The following is a 19,851-nucleotide window of genomic DNA, read 5'->3' as shown; positions in this document are numbered from 1 at the left end:
TGCACATAATCAAAGGGGGAAAAGTATGAAAAAAGCGATCGCGCTGCTTTTGGGCAGCTTATTGATGACGGGTGCCGCAACGGGCTGCACAAAAGGCGGTACGGCAGGCGGCGCCGGAAACAATATCGCCTCTCCGGTCAGCGTTACGCTATGGGTGCTGGATTCGCACATTTGGGTGGACGAGGCTGTGAGCGATTTTAAAAAAGAAAATCCGCATATCGATGTGCAGCTCAGCAAGTACGCCGTCGATCCGATAAAAGAAGCGCTGAAAGTAGCGGCCAATTCCAAGACGCTTCCGGATATGTGGTTTACCTGGGGAGGCTCTTTGGGCTCTTTTTACGCGGAGAACGGCATGACGATGGATTTGACGCAGGCGTCCAAAGACCATAAATGGTCCGAAATTTACGACAAAGCGGCCATCGATTTGTCCACATATAACGGGAAAGTCGCCGGTATCCCTTACCATTTGAACGCCGTCGACATGTGGTATTCGAAGAACGTTTACGGGAAGCTGAATCTCAAGGCGCCTGCAACGTTCGATGAGTTTGAAGCGCAGTTAAAGACGATGAAAGAGAGTGGGGTCACGCCGCTGGGGTTAGGCGCCAAAGGGGGCTGGCATCTGATGCGTCTTACGGATCAGCTTTTGGAGCATTTTGCCGGTCCGGAGCTGCATGACAAGCTGAACGATCTCTCGGCGTCCTGGAACAATCCGGCGGTAGTCCGGACGTTCGAGAGGCTCAAAGAGTACACGAGCAAGGGTTACTTCCCCAAAGGCTACGTATCCCTTGACGAATCGGAAGCCTACGACCTGTTCTTAAACGACAAAACGGGCCTAACCGTCGAGGGGAGCTGGCTGGACAGAAACATAAGATCCGACGGGTTCAAACCGGCCGATTACGGGGTTTTCAAGTTTCCGAGCGACCGGACGCCGGCAAGAACATCGGTTTTTGCGGAAATGTTCCAGATCAATGGCAAAATCGACCAGGCCAAACAGGAGGCCGCTTTGAAACTGGGCGAATACTTGACGAGCCCGCTTGTCGCGAACAAGTACATCGACAATTACGGCACTCCGGCCGCGCTGAATGTGACATTCACGGATACGACGCCGCACATCCAGCCGCTGCTCGCTATGGCGAAAGCCGGCAGCTTTTTGATCACCGACCAGGCTTTGCCGCAGCAAATCACGCAAACGTTGTTCGAAGCGCAGGACAAAGTCACGCTGGGCGAATGGACGCCGCAGCAAGCGGCGGAAGCGATGGACAAGGCGGTTGCCGATTACAAAAGCAAACGAAAGTAAAGCGGGCGCCGCGCGCCCGGTGCCCGGGCTGCCGGGCAAAACGGGAGATTTCAATATATGTCTGAAATTTGAACAAAGATATCGGTTTTTTGGTGTATATTTCCATTGGAAACCCGTTACTATGTAGGTGATTGGCATGCACGCTTGATGCCGGTCTCATTAGATTGAAAGGAGGGAGACAGTTTCACAGATTGAAAAGTAAGCGCTTACGAAATTGGGATGGGGCAAAAGGAGGGATGTTTTGACAAATGGTTGTACAGGTTCTATAGCGGCGAGCGAATCAGGGCTTGCCGCTGCAAAAACAGTGATAATGGAGGGATGATTGAATGACAAATAAATTGCGTTTCCCGGTGCGGCTGTGCGCCGTACTCATCGCGGCTGTTACCATAGCCGCATCCGGTATTATTCCGCAGCCGTCGGCTTCGGCGGCTTCCCCGCGTCAGGCGGAAAAACTGAATCGCGGCGTTGTGGCGGTCAAGGTGTCAAACGGCGTCTTTGTAAGCTGGAGGCTCCTTGGCACGGAGGACAGCTCGGTTTCGTTTAATTTGTACCGCAACGGGACGAAAGTGAATGCCAGTCCGATCACGAACAGCACCAATTATCAGGACGCCGCGGGCACGGCCTCCGCCAGCTATACGGTGCGGGCGGTAGTGAACGGCACGGAGCAGGCTGTATCCCCGGCGGCAAGCGTGTGGGGAAATCAGTACCTGGACGTGCCTATTCAAAAGCCGACAGGCGGCACGACGCCATCCGGCGAAAGCTATACCTACAGCGCCAATGATGCCAGCGTAGGAGATCTGGACGGCGACGGCGAGTACGAAATCATCCTGAAGTGGGACCCTTCCAATTCCAAAGACAACTCGCAGAGCGGTTATACCGGCAACGTGTATCTGGACGCCTACAAGCTGAACGGCACGCGCCTGTGGAGAATCGACCTCGGCAAAAACATCCGCGCCGGCGCCCACTACACGCAGTTCCTCGTCTATGATTTTGACGGCGACGGCAAAGCCGAAGTGGTGTGCAAAACGGCTGACGGCACCGTTGACGGAACGGGTGTCACCATCGGAAGCGCCACTGCGGATTACCGCAACTCCAGCGGCTATATTTTGTCGGGACCCGAATTTCTGACGGTGTTTTCCGGGCAAAACGGGAAGGCGCTCTCCACAATCGATTACGTGCCGCCGAGAGGAACGGTTTCCAGTTGGGGGGACAACTACGGCAACCGCGTCGACCGGTTTCTCGCCTGTGTCGCTTATTTGGACGGCGTGCGCCCCAGCATCGTAATGGCGCGCGGCTATTACACCCGCACGGTAGTCGTCGCTTATGATTGGCGCAACGGCAGCCTGACGAGAAGATGGACGTTCGACAGCAACAGTTCCACGAATGCGGGCACCGCCGGGCAAGGCAACCATAACCTCAGCGTAGCCGATGTGGATGGCGACGGCAAAGATGAAATCGCCTACGGCTCGCTCGGCATCGACGATAACGGAGCGACTTTGTACAATACCGCTCTCGGGCACGGAGACGCGATGCATCTCGGGGATCTGAACCCCGATCGGGCTGGTCTGGAGGTATTTCAGGTACACGAGAATACCAGCGCCCAGTATGGCGCGGAGATCCACGATGCCCGCACCGGCCAGATTTTGTGGGGCCTGCGCACAGGCACAGATACGGGAAGAGGGCTGGCCGCGGATATTGACCCCAGGTACAAGGGCGAAGAGCTCTGGGCATCCGGCATCGGGCTGTACAGCGTTACGGGCACGCAGATCAGCAGCAGCAGCAATCCCGGCTCTACCAATTTTGCGATTTGGTGGGACGGGGATTTATCCCGCGAGCTTCTGGATCACAGTTCCAACGTCGGCAAAATTGACAAATGGGACTACGCCAACAACCGGCTGGTCAACTTGTTAACGGCTTCCGGCACGAACTCGAACAACTCGACCAAAGCGACCCCGTCTCTGCAGGCCGATCTTCTAGGGGACTGGCGGGAAGAAGTAATCTGGAGAAAATCCGACAGCTCCGCCCTGCGGATCTATACGACTACCGACGTCACGACGACAAAAATTCATACCTTGATGCACGATCCCGTCTACCGGCTCGGCATCGCCTGGCAAAATGTCGCGTACAACCAGCCGCCTCATACAAGCTTCTATCTGGGCACCGGCATGAGCACCCCGCCGAAGCCGAACATCTACACGACGCCGTAATCAACCGGCGCTACAAAGGGCTGACCCACAAGCAGCATCAGCTGCCGGTGAGTCAGCCTTTTTTCGGTCGGGCCTCCGTGTGAGTGGAGCCCGCCGGAGGGGCGCCGCGAGCCCGGCCGCATCCAATGAACCTCACGCCATGTCCGGTTATTCCGGTACTCATGTGTAAAGCAGCTGTTGCCGAGCACTGCGACTTCCCGATTCTGATATCCGACTTCCGCCAATCCAAGCACAAAGCTTCCTTTGCGAATTTGCCCGTATAGCTTTCGATTAGCGTCGGTCGGCTTGCAGTAAAGTCCGATCTCACCCACCGGTTCCTGCAATTCCCGTTCGTGCTCAACCAAAGCAGCCATCGCTTCCAACAGCATCCTCCCATTGCGGAATTCGGCCTCCAGATAGAGAAGTTGTACTTCAAGTTACTTTAACGGATGAGACTACTACAGAAACTGAAAGGAAAGCGCTTTATATCAGGTTTCATTGACATTTTCCAAGCTGTAAAGGCATAGCCATGGGAGAGAGGGACAAGCGCGAGCGGGCGCCGTTGTGCGCGGTAGGGGGGCCGCGCCGCCGCGCCGTAGGGCAGCATCGCACGGAGTACGAAGCGAATGCCGCCGGGCGCGGGAGGTGCGCCGCGAGCGCAGCCGCCGCGCCGCAGGACAGCGTCGCACGGAACGCGAAGCGAACGCCGATGGGCGGCCCTGCGCAGAAAGCCTGCAAAAGTACAGTTTTTGCTCGGATGATACTCTGGAAATGGAAAATTCCTGCAAATGTGCAGGCTTTTCACCGCGAACACGGGCTCAGATTCATTTTCATCGAAAATTCCTGCACAATCGCAGGCTTTTCGCCCAAATGAACCATTTTTACGGAAAAAAACTGCACTTTTGCAGGTTTTCACTCTGACAAGCCGCCCTGTAGCCCCTTACTTTAGTGTCATAACCCGTACAGGAGAGTAGTGGGTTGAGGAAGGGCGGCTGCCTCCCCCACTGCTTCCTCTAGCGCGTCACTTTATCGACAATCTGGTTTTTGCAGGTTTTCAACGCTTTAGTGGGGATGCGCCTCTCTAGTGTACGTCCCTCAACAGTTTGCACTTTATACGAAAATAGAACGCAGCAGCCTGATTATTTTCATTCAGTGGTACGACGTACATGGGGGTTATGGGGGGAGCAGCTTACGAAAATAGAACGTTGTAGCCTGCTTATTTTCATTCAGTGGGCGACGTTCACAGCGTCAAGGGAGTTTTTGCAGCTTACGAAGATAAAACGCAGTTGACCTGACTATTTTCATTCTGTGGGGTAACATCCACGGGGTCATGAGACTTGTTGCAGGTTGTCCGGGTTGATTGTTTTGTGAGTTGTCCGGCTTCATGGCTTTCGCAGGTTTCTGCGCTGCGCTGCGCTGTGCTGAGCTTGCTGGAGTCGCGCACCGTTCCCTTCAACTCCCCGCGGAGCCATGCAAATTTTTGCCGCCGCTGAGTTTCCGCGGCAATTTCTTTTATGTTGCTCGGAACGCGAAACGAGCGCCAGTGCATGATGTCGTAAATTTATACGTCAATGTCGTTAAATTGAACTAAAAATAAAGCGAATACTGTGCTACATTTAGCAGAGGATGTCTAAATTTTATACATGGAGGAGCGATTGCGATGACTCTGCGTATTGGCAAAATCAGCTATTGGCACGTACATGCATGGGATTATACGAAGCAAGCCCAGGAGCATCCGGATACGGAAATTACCGGAGTGTGGGACGAAGATCCGGTCCGCGGCAAGGAAGCGGCCGACCGGCAGGGGGTGCCGTTCTTCGCATCGCTCGACGAGCTGTTGTCCAGCGGCATCGACGCGGTCATTGTCGACGCGCCGACAAACCGGCACAGCGAAGTTATGTTGGCGGCGGCGAGAGCGGGCAAGCACATTTTCACGGAAAAGGTGCTGGCGCCCACCCTGCGCGAAGCGAATGAAATTGTAGCCGCGGCTGACAGCAGCGGCGTGAAGCTGACCGTCTCGCTGCCGCGCCTTAACGACGGATATACGCTGGCGATCCGCGATATTTTGGCGCAGGGGCTGCTCGGAGACGTTACGCTCGTGCGTGCGCGGCTGTCGCATAACGGGGCGACGGCCGGCTGGCTGCCGGAACATTTTTTTAATGCAGAACAGTGCTGTGGAGGCGCTTTAATCGATCTCGGCTGCCATCCGATGTACCTGACGCGCCTGTTTCTGGGCGAGGCTCCCGTCGATATTACGGCGCGGTTCGGCTATGTGACCGGCAAGCAGGTGGAGGACAACGCGGTTGCGGTGCTTTCGACCGGGTCCGGCGCGCTGGGGATCGTCGAAGCGGGGTTTGTGAACAGTCAATCGCCTTTTACTATCGAGATTCACGGCACCGAAGGCACTTTGCTGTACGGAACGCCGGAGAACAAGCTGCTGCTGAGAACGGGCGGCACAGGCGGGCAGTTCTCGGATGCGTGGCATGAGGTTCCTCTCCCCGACAGAAGGGCAAGCGCTTTCGAACAATGGGTGGAGCACATCCGCAGCGGTACGTCGGCCGAAGAAAATATTCGTCTGGCCGTGGAGCTGACCAAGCTGATGGAGGCGTCTAACCGGTCGGCACGCGAGAACCGCGCTGTCCGACTGGATGAGCTCCAAGGCTGACAAGGAGGAAGCCGGTTTGCACACTGGAATCTCTTACGAAACGATGCGGGAGCGCCAGGACGCTTTGGAGCGGCTCGATCTTACCGTTCGTTGGGGGCATTACGAGATCAGGGTGCTCCGGTTTCATCTGACCTCCTTTGCTCCCGGGAAGACGGTAGCTTTTCACAAGCATTCCGAGTTCGAGTTCCATTTTATCCCGCGCGGCAAAGGGAAAGTGATCCTCGTCGACCGGTGTTTCGACCTGACGGGCGGGCAGTTTTATTTGACGGGTCCGGGCGTCATGCATTTTCAGGAAGCGGACGCGCAGGAAGCGATGGATGAGCTGTGCTTGCATATCGATATCGTCGACAGGAGCTCGGTGTATGCGAACGCGAGCGAATACGGGGCGGACCCCTGGGAGATTGCCGAAGCGAAAAACTGCGTGGACCAGCTGCAGCGCGCGCCGCTTCTCCCGGCCGAGGACATATACGAAGCGATGCCGTTCTTCCTGGAGGCGTACACCGCATGCTGCGAAAATGTTCTCGGCTCGTACACGACGATCAAGCAGTGCATCGTGCAAATTTTGCTCCGCGCGGCCCGCGCCTATGGAGCCGACCGCGCCCGGCCCGAGCTTCCTTCCCGCGATTTGAGCGTCAACCGCTACCGGTTTGCACTGCAATACATCCGCGCGAACTATGCGGGGACGTTGACTCTGGAGGATGTCGCCGAGAAGCTGAACATCAGCTCGCGTCAACTGCAGCGCATTCTCAAGGCGCACCACGGCGAGCGCACTTTTGTAGGCATCGTGGAAGATGTCAGGCTTGAAGCCGTATGCCGGAAGCTGGAGGAAAGCGAGCTGTCGATCGACAAAATCGCCATGCTCGAAGGTTTTGCAAACGCGAATTATTTGCACACGGTATTTCGCAAACGTTTCGGCATTACGCCCCAGGAATACCGTATGCGCAACGGGCATTTTAAAAGGAGGAGTCAACGATGACACGAGTGTATCGGATAGGCATTATCGGCTGCGGAGGTATCGCGAACGGCAAGCATTTGCCGAGCCTGAGCAAGCTGCAAAACGTCGTGATCGCGGCATTTTGCGATATTGTAAGGGAAAGGGCTGAGGAAGCGGCCAAAACGTACGGCCCGGAAGCCGCGAAGGTTTATACGGATTACGCGGAATTGCTGCAGGACGAAACTATCGATATCGTACATGTATGCACACCGAACGATTCCCATGCGGATATTACGATTGCGGCGCTGGAAGCGGGCAAGCACGTCATGTGCGAAAAGCCGATGGCCAAAACCGCCGCAGATGCGAAGCGGATGGCGGAAGCCGCCCGCCGTACCGGCAAAAAGCTGACGATCGGCTACAACAATCGTTTTCGCCCGGACAGCCAGCACCTGAAGGAGCTTTGCGCCGCCGGGGAGCTGGGCGATATTTATTACGCCAAAGCTCACGCGATCCGCAGACGTGCGGTGCCGACCTGGGGCGTTTTTCTGGATGAAGAGAAGCAGGGAGGGGGCCCGCTTATCGATATCGGCACACATGCGCTCGATCTGACATTGTGGATGATGGACAATTACAAGCCTCGGGTCGTGCTGGGCACCGCATACCACAAGTTATCGCAGCGCGAGAATGCAGCTAACGCCTGGGGGCCGTGGGACCCTGCCAAGTTCACGGTGGAAGATTCCGCATTTGGCATGGTCGTGATGGAGAACGGCGCGACCATCGTGATCGAATCGAGCTGGGCGCTGAACTCGCTTGAAGTCGACGAAGCCAAGTGCACGCTGTGCGGCACGGAAGGCGGCGCCGATATGAAGGGCGGCCTGCGCATCAACGGCGAAAAGAACAGCCGTTTGTTTACGACGGAGGTGGAGCTGAACGCCGGCGGCGTCGCGTTTTACGACGGGGCCAAGGATAGCGCGCCCGATCTGGAGATGAGGCTGTGGCTGGACGCGATCGACAACGACCGGGAACCGGTGGTCACCCCGGAGCAGGCATATGTCGTATCGCAAATTCTTGAAGCGCTGTACGAATCGTCCCGCACAGGGCAGGCGGTTTATTTCAACCAATAAGACCGGGGCCGTTCGGGCCCGAAGGCGAAGTTCGTTTGTGATCGACCGACCGCCGCCATGCAGCGCAGCACCGCACGCTGTGAGCTGCGCGAAGTCCGTCAAGCGGGCTGCGTTTTTGGGCTCTTTTTTACGATTTGACAAATTCGTAAACCAGGCTGTTGCTTAAGCTTGGCGTATAGTACCGCCCGGTATGGACGAAGCGCAGCAGAGGCTGATGCCTGTCCGACAACGACAGGACGATCGCCGGCTCGCTGTTGTGAATGCGGATCGTGCAGCCGGGCAAATACCGGGGAATCGTGCGGACAGCGGCGGCTACGACGGTGGCGTGATAGCAGGTGCTTTGAAAAGCCTGGACGATATCGAGTGCTTCCGCGTACATGGAGCGGCACGTCTCGGCAAACTTTTCAAACAGGTTCGCGATGCCGCATATTTGCGGCTGCTCCCCAAACGCTTCTCCGCGCAGCTCCTGCGGGTAACCGGTTCCATTCAAAGCCTCGTGATGCTGAAGCGCTATCATTGCCGACATTGCGCTTATTTCCGGGTGCCCCTGCAGCATCTCGTAACCCGCCTGCGGGTGCTCTCTGCGGCTCGCGGCCCGCTCTTTGCCGATGTCGTGCAGCAGCCCTCCGACGCCGAGCTCGAACAGTTGCCGGCTCGTATACGGAAACAGCAAGCCAATTTGCAGCGACCACAGCGCGACGTTGACCGCGTGGGCGTATAGCCGTAAGCGCTCCGGCACGGAACCGGAGGGCAGAGGGACGATCACTTTTTTTTCCGCGCACATGTTTAGCATGGCTGTCACGATTTCTTCGATCTTTTGCATGTCCAGCCGCCCGCCGGCGGCCGTCTTGTAAATGTCGCGCGTTTGACGAACCCAATCTATCCAGACGGGCGAAGCGATCAATTCGGGAAAACGTACTTCCCGGGTCATTTCATCCTCGACTACAATTTTTTCAATCCGCAGCTCGGTTAGTTGCCGCAAAAGGCAGCAGTCGAGCTGCTCGCCGGATGCGTACAGGCACGTTCCGTTTTCATCGAATACGGGACGCGCAAGCCGGCAGATGCCGGGGGCGATTTCGTTCAGGTTCACGATGTGCATGGGGCCGTCTCCTCGTTGTTATTTTGCAGCAGCTCGGCGATAAAGCCGGGCAGTTGATCTTCGGGCAGCGGACGGCTCAATAAATAGCCTTGAGCGATATCGCAGTTTAATTTTTTCAACTCCGACAGCTGTTCGTCCGTTTCTAGCCCTTCTGCGACGACCACATAATCCAGTTGTTTGGCGAGCTGGACGATGGACTGCATAATGATCGATTCGCGCGGATTTACAACGTCCTGGGTGAAGGAACGGTCGATTTTCAAGGTGTGGAGGGGCAGCCGTTTCAAATAATTGAGCGAGGAATAGCCTGTGCCGAAGTCGTCGAGCGCAAGCAGGACGCCGATCGTTTCCAACAGGCGGAGCTGCCGCTCGGCGAATTCGAACGAGGAAATCAGCATGCTTTCCGTAATTTCCAGCTCGATCGATTGCGGCTGAAGACCGGCGTTTTGAAGAATATGGTTCACTTCGCCGGGAAAAGAGCTATCGGACAGCTGCGCGGCGGAAATGTTGACCGACATCGTCGCGTCCGGGAACGAGCGGATAATTTGCAGATGGGCCGCGCACGCCTGTTCCAGCACCCATAAGCCGATCGGCTTGATGAGTCCCGTTTCTTCGGCAATGGGAATGAATTCGGCGGGCGGAATGAAGCCCATGACCGGATGCTTCCACCGGAGCAGTGCCTCAAAACCGCGCAGTTCGCCGGTAAGAAGATCGAACTGCGGCTGATAATGCAGAGAAAGCTGATCTTTGCGAAGCGCATGGTACAGCGCGTCTTGAAGCTTGTACCGCTGAAGCAAAGCCGCCTCGGAAGGGACCGCGGCCGGCATTCCGCCTTTTTGCCGAAAGGCTTGCAGCGCCGATTCGATAAACGTTTCGGCTTCCTCGCCCTGATGCTTGAAGGTCGCCGTGTCGACAAAAAGGCAAAGAGGCATATGGTTGATCTTGTACGGTCTGGTGATGACGAGCCTGAGCTTGTCGGCATAAGCATCGATTCCGCGCTTAAGCTCCTGTTCCGTGAGGCACAGGATGAATTCCTGCTCTCCGACGAACACCGGACGCTCGTCCTGAAGGCGAAAGCTCATCTCCTGCAAAATGCGCCTGCGGAAGCCATGGCCGTAAACGGCGCCGATGGCGGACAAATTGTCCAGGCGAAGCGCGATGAAAGAAAACGGGATGCGCTTTCGAATCAGCCGCCGAACCTTGAGCTTAAGCCACTGCTTGTTCGGAAGCCCGCTTTCCGGGTCGATCAGCCTGGCCGTTTTGCGCTGCGACTCGGCTTGAATGAAGTGCATAATGGAGCATGCCGCCAGGGGATTGAGCAGCAGAATAGGGACTAGGGCGTCCGAAATGAGCAGCTTCGCCGAAGGCGGCGGCAGCAGGAAGACCCATCCCACATTGGCGCCCAGGACCGAGAGCCCGAACAACGTTGGAAACGCAAATTTGCCGGACGCGCCGTATTTCATATGGATCGTGCGGTACATAAGCCCGATGGCCGCAGCCGTAGCCGCCATCATGACGCCCGAGAACGCTCCGGCCCCTCCGAGCCACAGGCGGAATCCTCCGGTCAGCACGAAGCCGATGGCGGCAGCAAGGGCTCCGCCGTAAAAGCTTCCGAGCGCGACAAGGATGCTGCGCATATCCAGCATAACGCCATCCGCGAGATGAATCGGCATATTCATCGACAGGAGAGCCGCGAAGCCGAAGATGCATCCGCAGACAGCGTGTTTGGCCCATTTTTTCCAATGGATGGCGAGGGGGAGCAGATGATTGACGAGAATGATGAATAAGGCGATATCGCCTAAATTTTTGAGCAGATTGAAGGCGATTTGTGAAGAGGACAATACGCGGACCTCCGATCGTTCGTTGGATGCTGTCCTCATTATGGAAAAAAAGTTTTTAGGAACTTGAGAGATGGATATTAGCAAAATATTAAATTATCCCGAAAAAAAGAGAAGTCCGCATTGGACTTCTCTTTTCATTGAATAAATTTGTAGCCGACTCCCCAGACCGTTTTAATATAACGGGGGGATTTGGGGTCTTCCTCGATTTTTTTTCGCAGATTAGTGACGTGGACGTCGATCGACCGGTCGTTAATGAACGAATCGATGCCGCGGATCGCGTTAATCAGCTCATCGCGGCTAAACACTTTTTCGGGCGATTTCACGAACAGCTTCATGATCTCGTATTCCGAATAAGTCGTTTCGATAGCCGTTCCGGCCATCATGATGACTCTGCGTTCCTCGTCCAAATAAATGGCGGCTTCCTTTTTCGCGGCGGGCTCGGCGGCAGGAGGATTGGGCATCATTTGCACTCTTCGCAGAACCGCTTGAATTCTCGCTTTCAGCTCCTGCATGCTGAAGGGCTTGCTGAGATAATCGTCCGCGCCGACTTGCAGAGCCTGAATGCGGGTATTGGTTTCATTTTTCATGGAAATAACGATGATCGGGGTTGCCGTTTGCGCCCGGATCGCTGAACAAAGATCGATGTCCTGGGCATCCGGCAAAATCAAATCCAGCAAAATGATATCCGGCGTATATGTTTTTAATGAAGAAAAGCCCGCTTGCGCCGTATCGGCACGCTCTACGAGGTATCCCTCTTCTTCCAAATAAAGCCGCAGCATCTCGCCAATGATATTGTCATCCTCAATGATAAGGACCTTAACCAATGTGATTCCCCCCGTTTCATAAGACAGGTACGTTAAAAAACTGTTAGTTTTGCTCATATTTTGCTAACAATTTGCCTAGTATTCATTATATATTGACGAAATTTGTAAGTCTATTATTGTTTATGTCGTTTCATCCATAAGTTCGCAGTTTCGATTAATAATTCAATTTGATTTTTCAATTCCTGCATAAAAGGCTCGATCCGCTCTTCCTCTAGAAAAGCCTGCTCCAGTTCGCTGGCCGCCTGAAATACGCCGTGAGCGGACAAAGTGGCCGCAGCGCCCCGCAGCCTGTGCGTGATCCGCCCCGCCGAATCGCGGTCCTGCTCTTCCAGGGCCTGTTCGATCTCGGCCGAAATTCCCGAGCACTCGGCAACAAGCGCTTCCAGCAGCGTAATAAACAGCTCTTTTTTGCCGTCCAGCCGCCGTAAAGCTTCGTCCGCGTCCAGAGGCAGCCTGCTGGCGGGCTCCTGCCGTTCTTCCCGGGCTGCTGCGGCGAGGGGACGAGCGGAGCGGTCCCACTGGCGGACCATCGAGATGAACTGCTCCGGATCGAGCGGCTTCATGATGATGCCGTTCATGCCCGCATCCAGGCAGGACTGATGCTGCTGCTTCGTCGTATCTGCCGTCAGCGCAAGAATCGGCAGGTCTTTGAACCTGGCGTCGGCGCGAATGCGCAGCGTCGTTTCGATGCCGTCCAGCTCCGGCATGTGCACATCCATCAATACAAGCTGGAAGGATGCTTCGTTCAAAGCCAGCAAAGCTTCATAACCGTTGTTGGCCGTAGTTACCGTGTAGCCCTGGCCGATCAGGATTTCGCGGCCGACGGTCTGGTTGATCAAGTGGTCTTCGACGAGCAGTATCGGCGTCCCACGGCCCGCTTCGGGAACTTTCGGGCCGAGCAGGGCCGCATAGTCCTCAACCGGCGCGGAGAGCAGATGCTGGATCGAGTCGCGCAGATCGATGAGGCTGATCGGCTTGATCAAAATTCGATCCGGCCTGAGCTCTTCAGGCAAAGCCTGGATGGCGTCCCGGCCGGCCAAAGAAGTGTAGACGAGCGTCCGCAGGTCTTTGCGGTCCGCTTCGCGCTTCATGCTTTGCCAAGTCTCTTCGCCGTGCATATCGCCGGCCTCCATATCGAGCATGAGCATATCCAGCGGCAGCTCATCCAGCAGCTGCATCGAGCGCTCCCACGAATCCGTTCCCGTCGAAGCGCATCCCAAAGTTTGCAGCAGCGCGATCAGATGCTCCCGCATTTGATCGTGGTCTTCGACAACGAGGACACGCTGCTGCAGGTGGACGGCCGGGTCTTTGGCCTCGTCTTTTTGCAATGGAAGCGTGAAGGTGAACAAGCTTCCTTGCCCTACTTCGCTTTCTACGTTCAGCGTGCCGTTCAGCCGCTCCAGGATGCTTTGGACAATGACGAGTCCGAGCCCGGTGCCGCTGTATTTCCGGCTTTTTGAGCCGTCAACCTGAACGAACGGCTGGAAGAGCTGGCGCAGCTGCTCCTGCGTCATGCCGACGCCGCTGTCCCGCACGGAGCCCTGCAGCCATACGGTGTCTCCGTCCTCCTCCAGCTTGCGGATGCGCAGCTCGATGAGGCCTTTTTCCGTAAATTTAACCGCATTGCTGGTCAGATTGAGCAAAATTTGATTCAGCCGGAACGGATCTCCGATATAGCGTTCGGACAGACAGCCATCGATATCGATAATCATATCGACCGGCTTATGCCCGAGCAGCACGCTCAATGTGCTGGACAGTTTTTGCACGGTTTCCCCGAGTGAGAACGGTACGGACTCCATGTTCATCTTGTTGGCTTCGATTTTGGAAAAATCCAAAATGTCGTTAATAATTTGCAGCAAGGATTGCGAAGAGGTGATGATTTTTTCCATGTAATCGATTTGAATTTCGGATAAGCTGGATTTTCGCATCAGGTGGGAAAGGCCGATAATGCCGTTTAGAGGCGTGCGGATTTCGTGGCTCATCCGGGCCAGAAACATGCTTTTGGCCTGATTGGCCAGTTCGGCCTCTTCTTTGGCCTGGAGCACCTCGATCTGCATCTTTTTTTGTCCGGTCACATCGCGAACGATCGTGGAGTAATAAAAATCTTCCCCGGCCGTCGGATGAGCGACGATCGTCTGGTGTGTCGTCAGACGTTTCCCGGTAGATGTGATCACTTCGATTTCGTGCTCCCAATAGCCTTCTTGCTGCGCTTTCAGCAAGCCTTCGGTGAACTGCGCCATTTGATATGCGCTCATGTAGCTGTTGATGTTGGTGTCGAGCGGCTCCCGCTCGTTGATTTCGAACAGACGGATGCCCGCCTGGTTGATGAAAAACATATGGCCTTTCATATCGAAAGAGGCGATGCAATCGTGCGCTGAAGCCAGAATGCTGAGCAGGCGGTTGCGGGTTTCTACGCTTTCCTTGTCAACGGTGATGTCTTTTGCAATAAATACGAAGCCTTTGGGTGAATTGTCCTTATCGGTCATGATGGTGACATTGGCATTGACGGGCAGGCGTTCGCCGCTTTGCTTGATCCAGGTCCATTCTGTATCCGTTTCCAGATTGCGCAGCGCTTTGATCACAAGCACCGAGCAGTCGGCGGCGACTTTTTCCTTCAATTCCTCCGAATAGGCGCGGGCGCGCCGCTCCAATTGCTTCCGGTCCAGCCAGAGCAGCGGCGTTTTCTTGAACAGCACTTTCGCGGAATCGTACCCGAGCATTTCTTCCGCGCGACGGTCAAAATAAGTAATGCGGAAATCAAGGTCCGTGACGATCATCGCATATTGATTTTGCCGGAAAAACGTTTCGAAAGGCTCAAACAAGTCCCGCAGCTTCTCCATCATTTCGTTGACGGATTCGGACAGCACGCCAAGCTCGTCATGCGACGGGGATTCCAGCGGTTCGATATAAAAGTTGCCGCCGGCTATTGCCTCGGTCGCGCTGACGATAGGCTTGACCCTCCGGGTCACAAGCGAATTGACCGCCAGGTATATGCCCGTGAGCAGAACCGCTTCGGTCACAAGCACGATAACGATGGTATTCCATAATACGCTTTTGACGGGAGCATCAAAGGTGGAAGTCGCGATGGAAAGCGCCAGATGCCAGCTTGTATTGGGGACGTTTGCATAAAAAACGAGACTTTTCCGGTCGTTGATGTCCACTTCGAAATGGCCCTTTTCATGCTTCAAGGCTTCTTGAATGTCGGCTGTGGCCTTGGGGAAATCCTGCAAATAGTTGGTATTCGGATTCGGGATACTGCTCGAAGATGAGTTGTACAGGCCGCGTCCTTCCCGGTTGACGAGAATAAAGCGGCGGTCCCCGGTCTGATTGTCGACCCGCAGCTGTTGGGCAAACACTTTTTGGGCGTCCAGGGCGACTCCGATTATGCACGTTACCCGGTCGAGATCGTCAAATACGGGAACCATGATCGTCACGATGTACTGGTGATTGATCAGCCCGATATAGGGATCGGAAACGGCGGATCTGCCCTGCAAAGCTTTTTGAAAAACCGGAAGACCGGAAATGTCGGCCGTCTTTCCGTCTGTTGCCGTCAACGTCCCGTTCGTGTCCACAATGCCGAAATTGGAAAAGTTTTTCAGCTTGCCCTGCTGCAATTCCCGGGACAAGTAATCGAGTCTTTGCTGCAACGAACCGATGCGCATCACAGTGGTACGGCTAATGATTTCAATTTCGTCGGTTCGGACGGAAAAATAGTTATCCAGGTTCTGGGAGGCGACCTCTACGGTGTTAAGGGTTTGCTCGACCAGTTGGTCGTTGATTTTGGCGGTCGACAGCCGATAGTTCGTAAAACCGACCAGGCAAAGGGAGAGCGTAGTTCCCGCCATCAGCATGATCATCATTTTGATATGCAGCGATAATTTCATGAAAAAAGCCTCCTCCAATTCCTCATACTTCATATATCGTCATCTGGCGCTCACAATTGAGAACAATATAAGCAAGCCGGGCCGGAGAAGTTCAGCGCTCAAATGAACAAGCAGATATAATGAGTATAAACGATTATTGCAGGGCCGGCGTCATTCCCGGCATTCCGGCGCCGGCTGCGGCATGCGGGTTTATCCGCTTTTTGCGCGTCAAGTTGGCCGTCTGACATTTGGTTTAGCACGCTAAGCGCGATTGAAATGCAGCCTGGTTTAACGTCTGAAAACATGTTCATTGCCCCGAAACCCCCGCTTCTAGTATAAAAAAGGAGGGGCTCGCGGAACGATATCACAGCAGCGCGCACCGCAAATTGGAGAGGAGCTGAACAAAGTGAGAAAGAAGGCAAGTCTGTTGTTGGCAGCGGCCGTCATGACGGCATCGATCACCGGTTGTGCGAAAGATACGCCATCTGAAGGCGCGAAGCAAGCAGCGGAAACTGCAGGGAAGAAAGAGCCGGTCACGTTGAAAGTGGAAGTGTTCGACCGGGGGAATTCGCCGACCGGGGTTACCGTAACGGACAATCCATGGACGAAATGGGTTCAGGACAAGTTCGGCAGCCCGAACAACATCAAGATGGAATACATTCCTGTGCCCCGCAGCCAAGAGGTGGACAAGCTGAACATCATGATGGCCAGCGGCGACGCGCCGGATATTGTGTTTACGTACGATATTAAAACCGTTCAAAAATATGCGGACCAAGGAGGTCTGGCGGAGCTGGACGACACGTTGAAGGAGCATGGCGCGAACTTGACCGGCTTCCTCGGCAAAGATACGCTCTCCTACGGTCTATACAAAAATAAACAATACGCCATTCCGGCGAAACGGGTGTTTCAAGGCCGTTATTCCTCGTTTATCCGCCAGGACTGGCTGGACAAGCTGGGACTCCCGGCACCGAAGACGACCGAGGAACTGTACACCACGCTCAAAGCGTTTAAGGAAAAAGATCCCGGCAATACCGGCGGCAAAACGATTCCGATGGGAATGGCGCTTTCAGCCGCTTCCTATGACCTGCTCGTATGGTCAGGCGTAAAAGGCGCGACCGAGGAAGAAAAGGCGACGCTCACCCAGCAATTGTCGGGGCGCGAGTTCCCGCTGCTGCTGCCGGGCCATAAGGATGCCGTCCGCTTTATGAACAAGCTCTATAATGAAGGCCTGGTCAGCCCGGATTTTGCGCTGGACAAGGATAAGAAGAAGCTGCAGCAGGACATTATGACCGGGAAGGTCGGCTTCTATACGGAGGATGTCGGAAGCAGCTTCGGCGATACGCCGGGCATCTATAAAACGCTGCAAAAAAATACGCCTGGCGCGAAGCTGCTGCCGATCGACACGATTTCCAACGCGGAAGGGAAATACGCCAAGGCGCTTTATCGCCCGGCGGGGATGTTCATCATGATTCCGAAGTCGAGCAAGCATCAGGCGGAGGCGATCAAATATTTGAATTGGATGTCCCAGAAGGACAACCTGTTTACGCTAATGAACGGGTTCGAAGGCAAGAATTACACGCTGGAAAACGGGCTGCCTGTCGGAGTCGATTCCGAGGAAACGAAAAATTTGATGTATAACTCGTCGGACATGGCGATTATCTCCAACGGCAGAGACTTCCAGAATGCGGACAAAAATATGGAAGCCATGGCGATTGCCACTCCCAAGGAGTACCGCAGCGATTATACGCAATCGCTCAAAATTTCCATGACCGACGGCTTTAATGAAATCCGCTTCCATACTCCGATCGATTCGGAAGCGAAATACGGCAAGACGCTTCAGGAGAAGTATGAGACGCTGCTCGTAAAATGTATGCTCGTCAAACCGGATGAGTTTGACAAAACGTATGACGCGATGCTGAAAGATTACATGAGCAGCGGCGGCCAGGAAATCGTCGACGAGCGCAAAGCGGCTTATGCGGCGGAGAAGAAAGGAAAGTAAATGAACGGACAACAGGCGGCGCGGACAAGCGGCAATGTGCTGCCGAGCGCGCTGCCCGCGTCCTGATTTGCGCATGCAGGGAGGATGCGAATGCATGGACTGCAGCTTCCCGCATGCTTTCTTTTTGCCGTGAAGTTCATCATCTGGGAGGACTTTTATGAAAGCCATCGCGTATGCTCGCCGCAATTGGCAGTGGTATTTGCTGCTGCTGCCGCCAATTCTTTATTTTACCGTGTTTAAATACGGGCCCATGTATGGCGTCATCATCGCCTTTAAGGATTACAACCTTTTCAGAGGCGTGTTCGACAGCCCGTGGATTGGGCTCAAGGCGTTCCGGGAAATATTTCGCATGCATGATTTTTATGTCGCGCTGCGCAACACCTTTTTGCTGAACGGGCTTGATTTGCTCGTTTCTTTCCCGGCCCCGATACTGCTGGCTCTGATGCTCAACGAGCTGCGTACGGGCTGGTTCAAAAAAAGCTCGCAATCCATATTGTATTTGCCGCATTTTATTTCCTGGGTCATCATCGGCGGCATGGTTTACCAATTATTTTCCACCCAATCCGGGTTGGTGAACGAAGCGTTAAGCTGGTTCGGGCTTGGCCCGTATCCGTTCTTATCGGACAAATATTATTGGCTGCTCACCTATTTGGGCACCGGCGTCTGGCATAGCGCAGGCTGGGGGACCATTATTTTTCTTGCGGCTATCGCCGGGATCAACAAGGATTTGTACGAAGCCGCCGAAGCGGACGGGGCGGGGCGGTTAGCCCGGATTTGGCATGTAACCCTGCCGGGGATTCGGTCGACGATTGTAGTGCTGCTCATATTGAAGCTGGGGGACATGGTTTCCATCGGATTCGAACGCCCCTATGTGATCGGGAACGTTACGGTAAAGGAATTTTCCGACGTGCTGAGCACGTTTGTTTATAGAGTCGGTCTGGAGACGGGACGCTACACCATTGCGACGGCGGTCGGGCTGTTCCAGTCGGTTGTCGGGCTTGTATTTATTTTGTCGGCCAATTACGCGGCGAAGAAACTGACGCACCAAAGTATTATTTAGTGAGAACAATCGGAGGGAAGGAATGTGCATGAGCCCCAAAACGGCGAACCGCGTCTTTGATCTCGTAAATACGGCGGTGATTGCGCTGCTGCTGCTGTTCAGCATGGCCCCGTTTTTGCATATCGCAGCGATTTCATTAAGCTCCAACGCCCCGATTTTGTCCGGCCAGGTGACGCTGTTCCCGGTTGAATGGAACCTGGAAGCGTATCGCCGGGTAGTAACCGATTCGCTCATGCTGCGATCGCTTGCGTTTACGGCGGCGCTGACGGTGCTGTATACGTGCATCAGCATGCTGATGACCATTTGCGCAGCCTATCCGCTGACCCGCACCGGGCTGTGGGGACGGCGTCCGCTGATGCTGTTTATCGTGTTCACGATGTTTTTCAGCGGCGGGCTTATACCGGAGTATTTGCTGGTGAAAGAGCTGCATTTGCTCGATTCGATGTGGTCGCTTATTTTGCCGCTGCTCGTCAGCCCGTTTTACTTAATTATTATGATTTCGTTCTTCCAGTCGATCCCCAAAGGCCTGGAGGAATCCGCACAAATAGACGGGGCCAGCCCCATCGTCATGCTGGTCCGAATCGTGCTTCCGCTGTCCGGTCCGGTGCTGGCTACGCTCGGCCTGTTTTATGCGGTCGGCCGTTGGAACGGATTCACGGATTCGCTGTTTTATATTACGAACCCCAAGCTGTACCCGCTGCAGCTCAAACTGTACCAAATGATCAAGAACAGCATGATAAACGATCAGCTGCAGATGGAGGGGCTGAACTTCGTGCAAGTTTTGCCGGACAGCCTGAAAGGCGCCAGCGTCATATTCGCCACAGTTCCGATCCTGATCGTGTACCCGTGGCTGCAGCGATATTTTATTTCCGGCACGATGCTCGGCGCCGTGAAGGAGTAGTGGAGGCCGGCAGCCGGGCCGGCTGGCGGGCTGCGCGAGCGCGGGGCGTCGGAGCGGGTCC

At 54.9% G+C, this 19,851-nt stretch carries 14 protein-coding genes; 8 read left to right on the top strand and 6 right to left on the bottom strand.

What is annotated here, in order from left to right; genetic code table 11:
* Positions 1-25 precede the first annotated feature (25 nt).
* Together AC3G2T_RS12575 and AC3G2T_RS12570 are read left to right on the top strand one after the other, a co-directional pair.
* Positions 26-1,297, top strand: coding sequence for an ABC transporter substrate-binding protein (locus AC3G2T_RS12575; RefSeq protein ID WP_488435655.1), 1,272 nt, complete (start codon positions 26-28; stop codon positions 1,295-1,297).
* Positions 1,298-1,623: 326 nt separating this feature from the next.
* Entirely contained in the window at positions 1,624-3,504 is a 1,881-nt protein-coding gene (locus AC3G2T_RS12570; protein ID WP_488435654.1) for a rhamnogalacturonan lyase, read from the top strand.
* Here the strand turns inward: AC3G2T_RS12570 and AC3G2T_RS12565 are convergent.
* Together AC3G2T_RS12565 and AC3G2T_RS12560 are read right to left on the bottom strand one after the other, a co-directional pair.
* The gene (locus tag AC3G2T_RS12565; protein ID WP_474682950.1) at positions 3,489-3,866 is read right to left on the bottom strand and encodes a hypothetical protein; all 378 of its coding nucleotides are present in this window, start codon (positions 3,864-3,866) and stop codon (positions 3,489-3,491) included. The genes AC3G2T_RS12570 and AC3G2T_RS12565 overlap by 16 nt on opposite strands.
* A gap of 59 nt (positions 3,867-3,925) precedes the next feature.
* Complete coding sequence (locus tag AC3G2T_RS12560; RefSeq protein ID WP_474682951.1) at positions 3,926-4,399, bottom strand: hypothetical protein; 474 nt, start codon at positions 4,397-4,399, stop codon at positions 3,926-3,928.
* A gap of 744 nt (positions 4,400-5,143) precedes the next feature.
* Between AC3G2T_RS12560 and AC3G2T_RS12555 the strand changes: the two genes are divergently transcribed.
* Genes AC3G2T_RS12555 through AC3G2T_RS12545 form a run of 3 tightly spaced genes read left to right on the top strand, consistent with a single transcriptional unit; the run spans position 5,144 to position 8,206 of the window.
* A complete protein-coding gene (locus AC3G2T_RS12555; RefSeq protein WP_474682952.1) occupies positions 5,144-6,148 on the top strand; it encodes a Gfo/Idh/MocA family protein in 1,005 nt (334 codons plus the stop codon).
* A gap of 43 nt (positions 6,149-6,191) precedes the next feature.
* Positions 6,192-7,124: a helix-turn-helix domain-containing protein gene (locus tag AC3G2T_RS12550; protein WP_474683034.1), complete on the top strand. Its 933-nt coding sequence runs from the start codon at positions 6,192-6,194 to the stop codon at positions 7,122-7,124.
* Positions 7,121-8,206: a Gfo/Idh/MocA family protein gene (locus AC3G2T_RS12545; RefSeq protein WP_474682953.1), complete on the top strand. Its 1,086-nt coding sequence runs from the start codon at positions 7,121-7,123 to the stop codon at positions 8,204-8,206. Before AC3G2T_RS12550 ends, AC3G2T_RS12545 begins: the two co-directional genes overlap by 4 nt.
* A gap of 127 nt (positions 8,207-8,333) precedes the next feature.
* Here AC3G2T_RS12545 and AC3G2T_RS12540 read toward each other — a convergent pair whose 3' ends face one another.
* The 4 genes from AC3G2T_RS12540 to AC3G2T_RS12525 all read right to left on the bottom strand — a co-directional run bounded on the left by AC3G2T_RS12540 (position 8,334) and on the right by AC3G2T_RS12525 (position 15,851).
* Positions 8,334-9,305, bottom strand: a complete 972-nt coding sequence (locus AC3G2T_RS12540; protein WP_474682954.1) for an HD-GYP domain-containing protein — start codon at positions 9,303-9,305, stop codon at positions 8,334-8,336.
* Entirely contained in the window at positions 9,293-11,143 is a 1,851-nt protein-coding gene (locus tag AC3G2T_RS12535; RefSeq protein ID WP_474682955.1) for a putative bifunctional diguanylate cyclase/phosphodiesterase, read from the bottom strand. The genes AC3G2T_RS12540 and AC3G2T_RS12535 overlap by 13 nt, the downstream gene beginning before the upstream one ends.
* Positions 11,144-11,277: 134 nt before the next feature.
* On the bottom strand, positions 11,278-11,967 hold the full coding sequence (locus AC3G2T_RS12530; RefSeq protein WP_474682956.1) for a response regulator transcription factor: 690 nt from the start codon (positions 11,965-11,967) through the stop codon (positions 11,278-11,280).
* A gap of 113 nt (positions 11,968-12,080) precedes the next feature.
* Complete coding sequence (locus tag AC3G2T_RS12525; RefSeq protein ID WP_474682957.1) at positions 12,081-15,851, bottom strand: response regulator; 3,771 nt, start codon at positions 15,849-15,851, stop codon at positions 12,081-12,083.
* A 385-nt stretch (positions 15,852-16,236) separates the two neighbouring features.
* On the opposite strand from AC3G2T_RS12525, the gene AC3G2T_RS12520 reads away from it, so the two are divergent.
* From AC3G2T_RS12520 to AC3G2T_RS12510, 3 genes are all read left to right on the top strand, one after another.
* Positions 16,237-17,829, top strand: coding sequence for an extracellular solute-binding protein (locus tag AC3G2T_RS12520; RefSeq protein WP_474682958.1), 1,593 nt, complete (start codon positions 16,237-16,239; stop codon positions 17,827-17,829).
* 157 nt (positions 17,830-17,986) lie between these two features.
* Positions 17,987-18,889: an ABC transporter permease gene (locus tag AC3G2T_RS12515; RefSeq protein ID WP_474682959.1), complete on the top strand. Its 903-nt coding sequence runs from the start codon at positions 17,987-17,989 to the stop codon at positions 18,887-18,889.
* 28 nt (positions 18,890-18,917) lie between these two features.
* Positions 18,918-19,790, top strand: a complete 873-nt coding sequence (locus AC3G2T_RS12510) for a carbohydrate ABC transporter permease (RefSeq protein ID WP_474682960.1) — start codon at positions 18,918-18,920, stop codon at positions 19,788-19,790.
* Positions 19,791-19,851: the final 61 nt, after the last annotated feature.

Source organism: Paenibacillus sp. sgz302191 (assembly GCF_057749925.1).
Note: the sequence above shows the minus strand (reverse complement) of the source record. Positions and strands in the feature narration are given on the sequence as shown.

Coding starts and splice junctions, on each gene's coding strand:
- AC3G2T_RS12545 (WP_474682953.1), top strand. CDS start 7,121: ATGACACGAGTGTATCGGATAGGCATTATCGGCTGCGGAGGTATCGCG.
- AC3G2T_RS12575 (WP_488435655.1), top strand. CDS start 26: ATGAAAAAAGCGATCGCGCTGCTTTTGGGCAGCTTATTGATGACGGGT.
- AC3G2T_RS12525 (WP_474682957.1), bottom strand. CDS start 15,851: ATGAAATTATCGCTGCATATCAAAATGATGATCATGCTGATGGCGGGA.
- AC3G2T_RS12550 (WP_474683034.1), top strand. CDS start 6,192: ATGCGGGAGCGCCAGGACGCTTTGGAGCGGCTCGATCTTACCGTTCGT.
- AC3G2T_RS12510 (WP_474682960.1), top strand. CDS start 18,918: ATGAGCCCCAAAACGGCGAACCGCGTCTTTGATCTCGTAAATACGGCG.
- AC3G2T_RS12515 (WP_474682959.1), top strand. CDS start 17,987: ATGAAAGCCATCGCGTATGCTCGCCGCAATTGGCAGTGGTATTTGCTG.
- AC3G2T_RS12540 (WP_474682954.1), bottom strand. CDS start 9,305: ATGCACATCGTGAACCTGAACGAAATCGCCCCCGGCATCTGCCGGCTT.
- AC3G2T_RS12555 (WP_474682952.1), top strand. CDS start 5,144: ATGACTCTGCGTATTGGCAAAATCAGCTATTGGCACGTACATGCATGG.
- AC3G2T_RS12570 (WP_488435654.1), top strand. CDS start 1,624: ATGACAAATAAATTGCGTTTCCCGGTGCGGCTGTGCGCCGTACTCATC.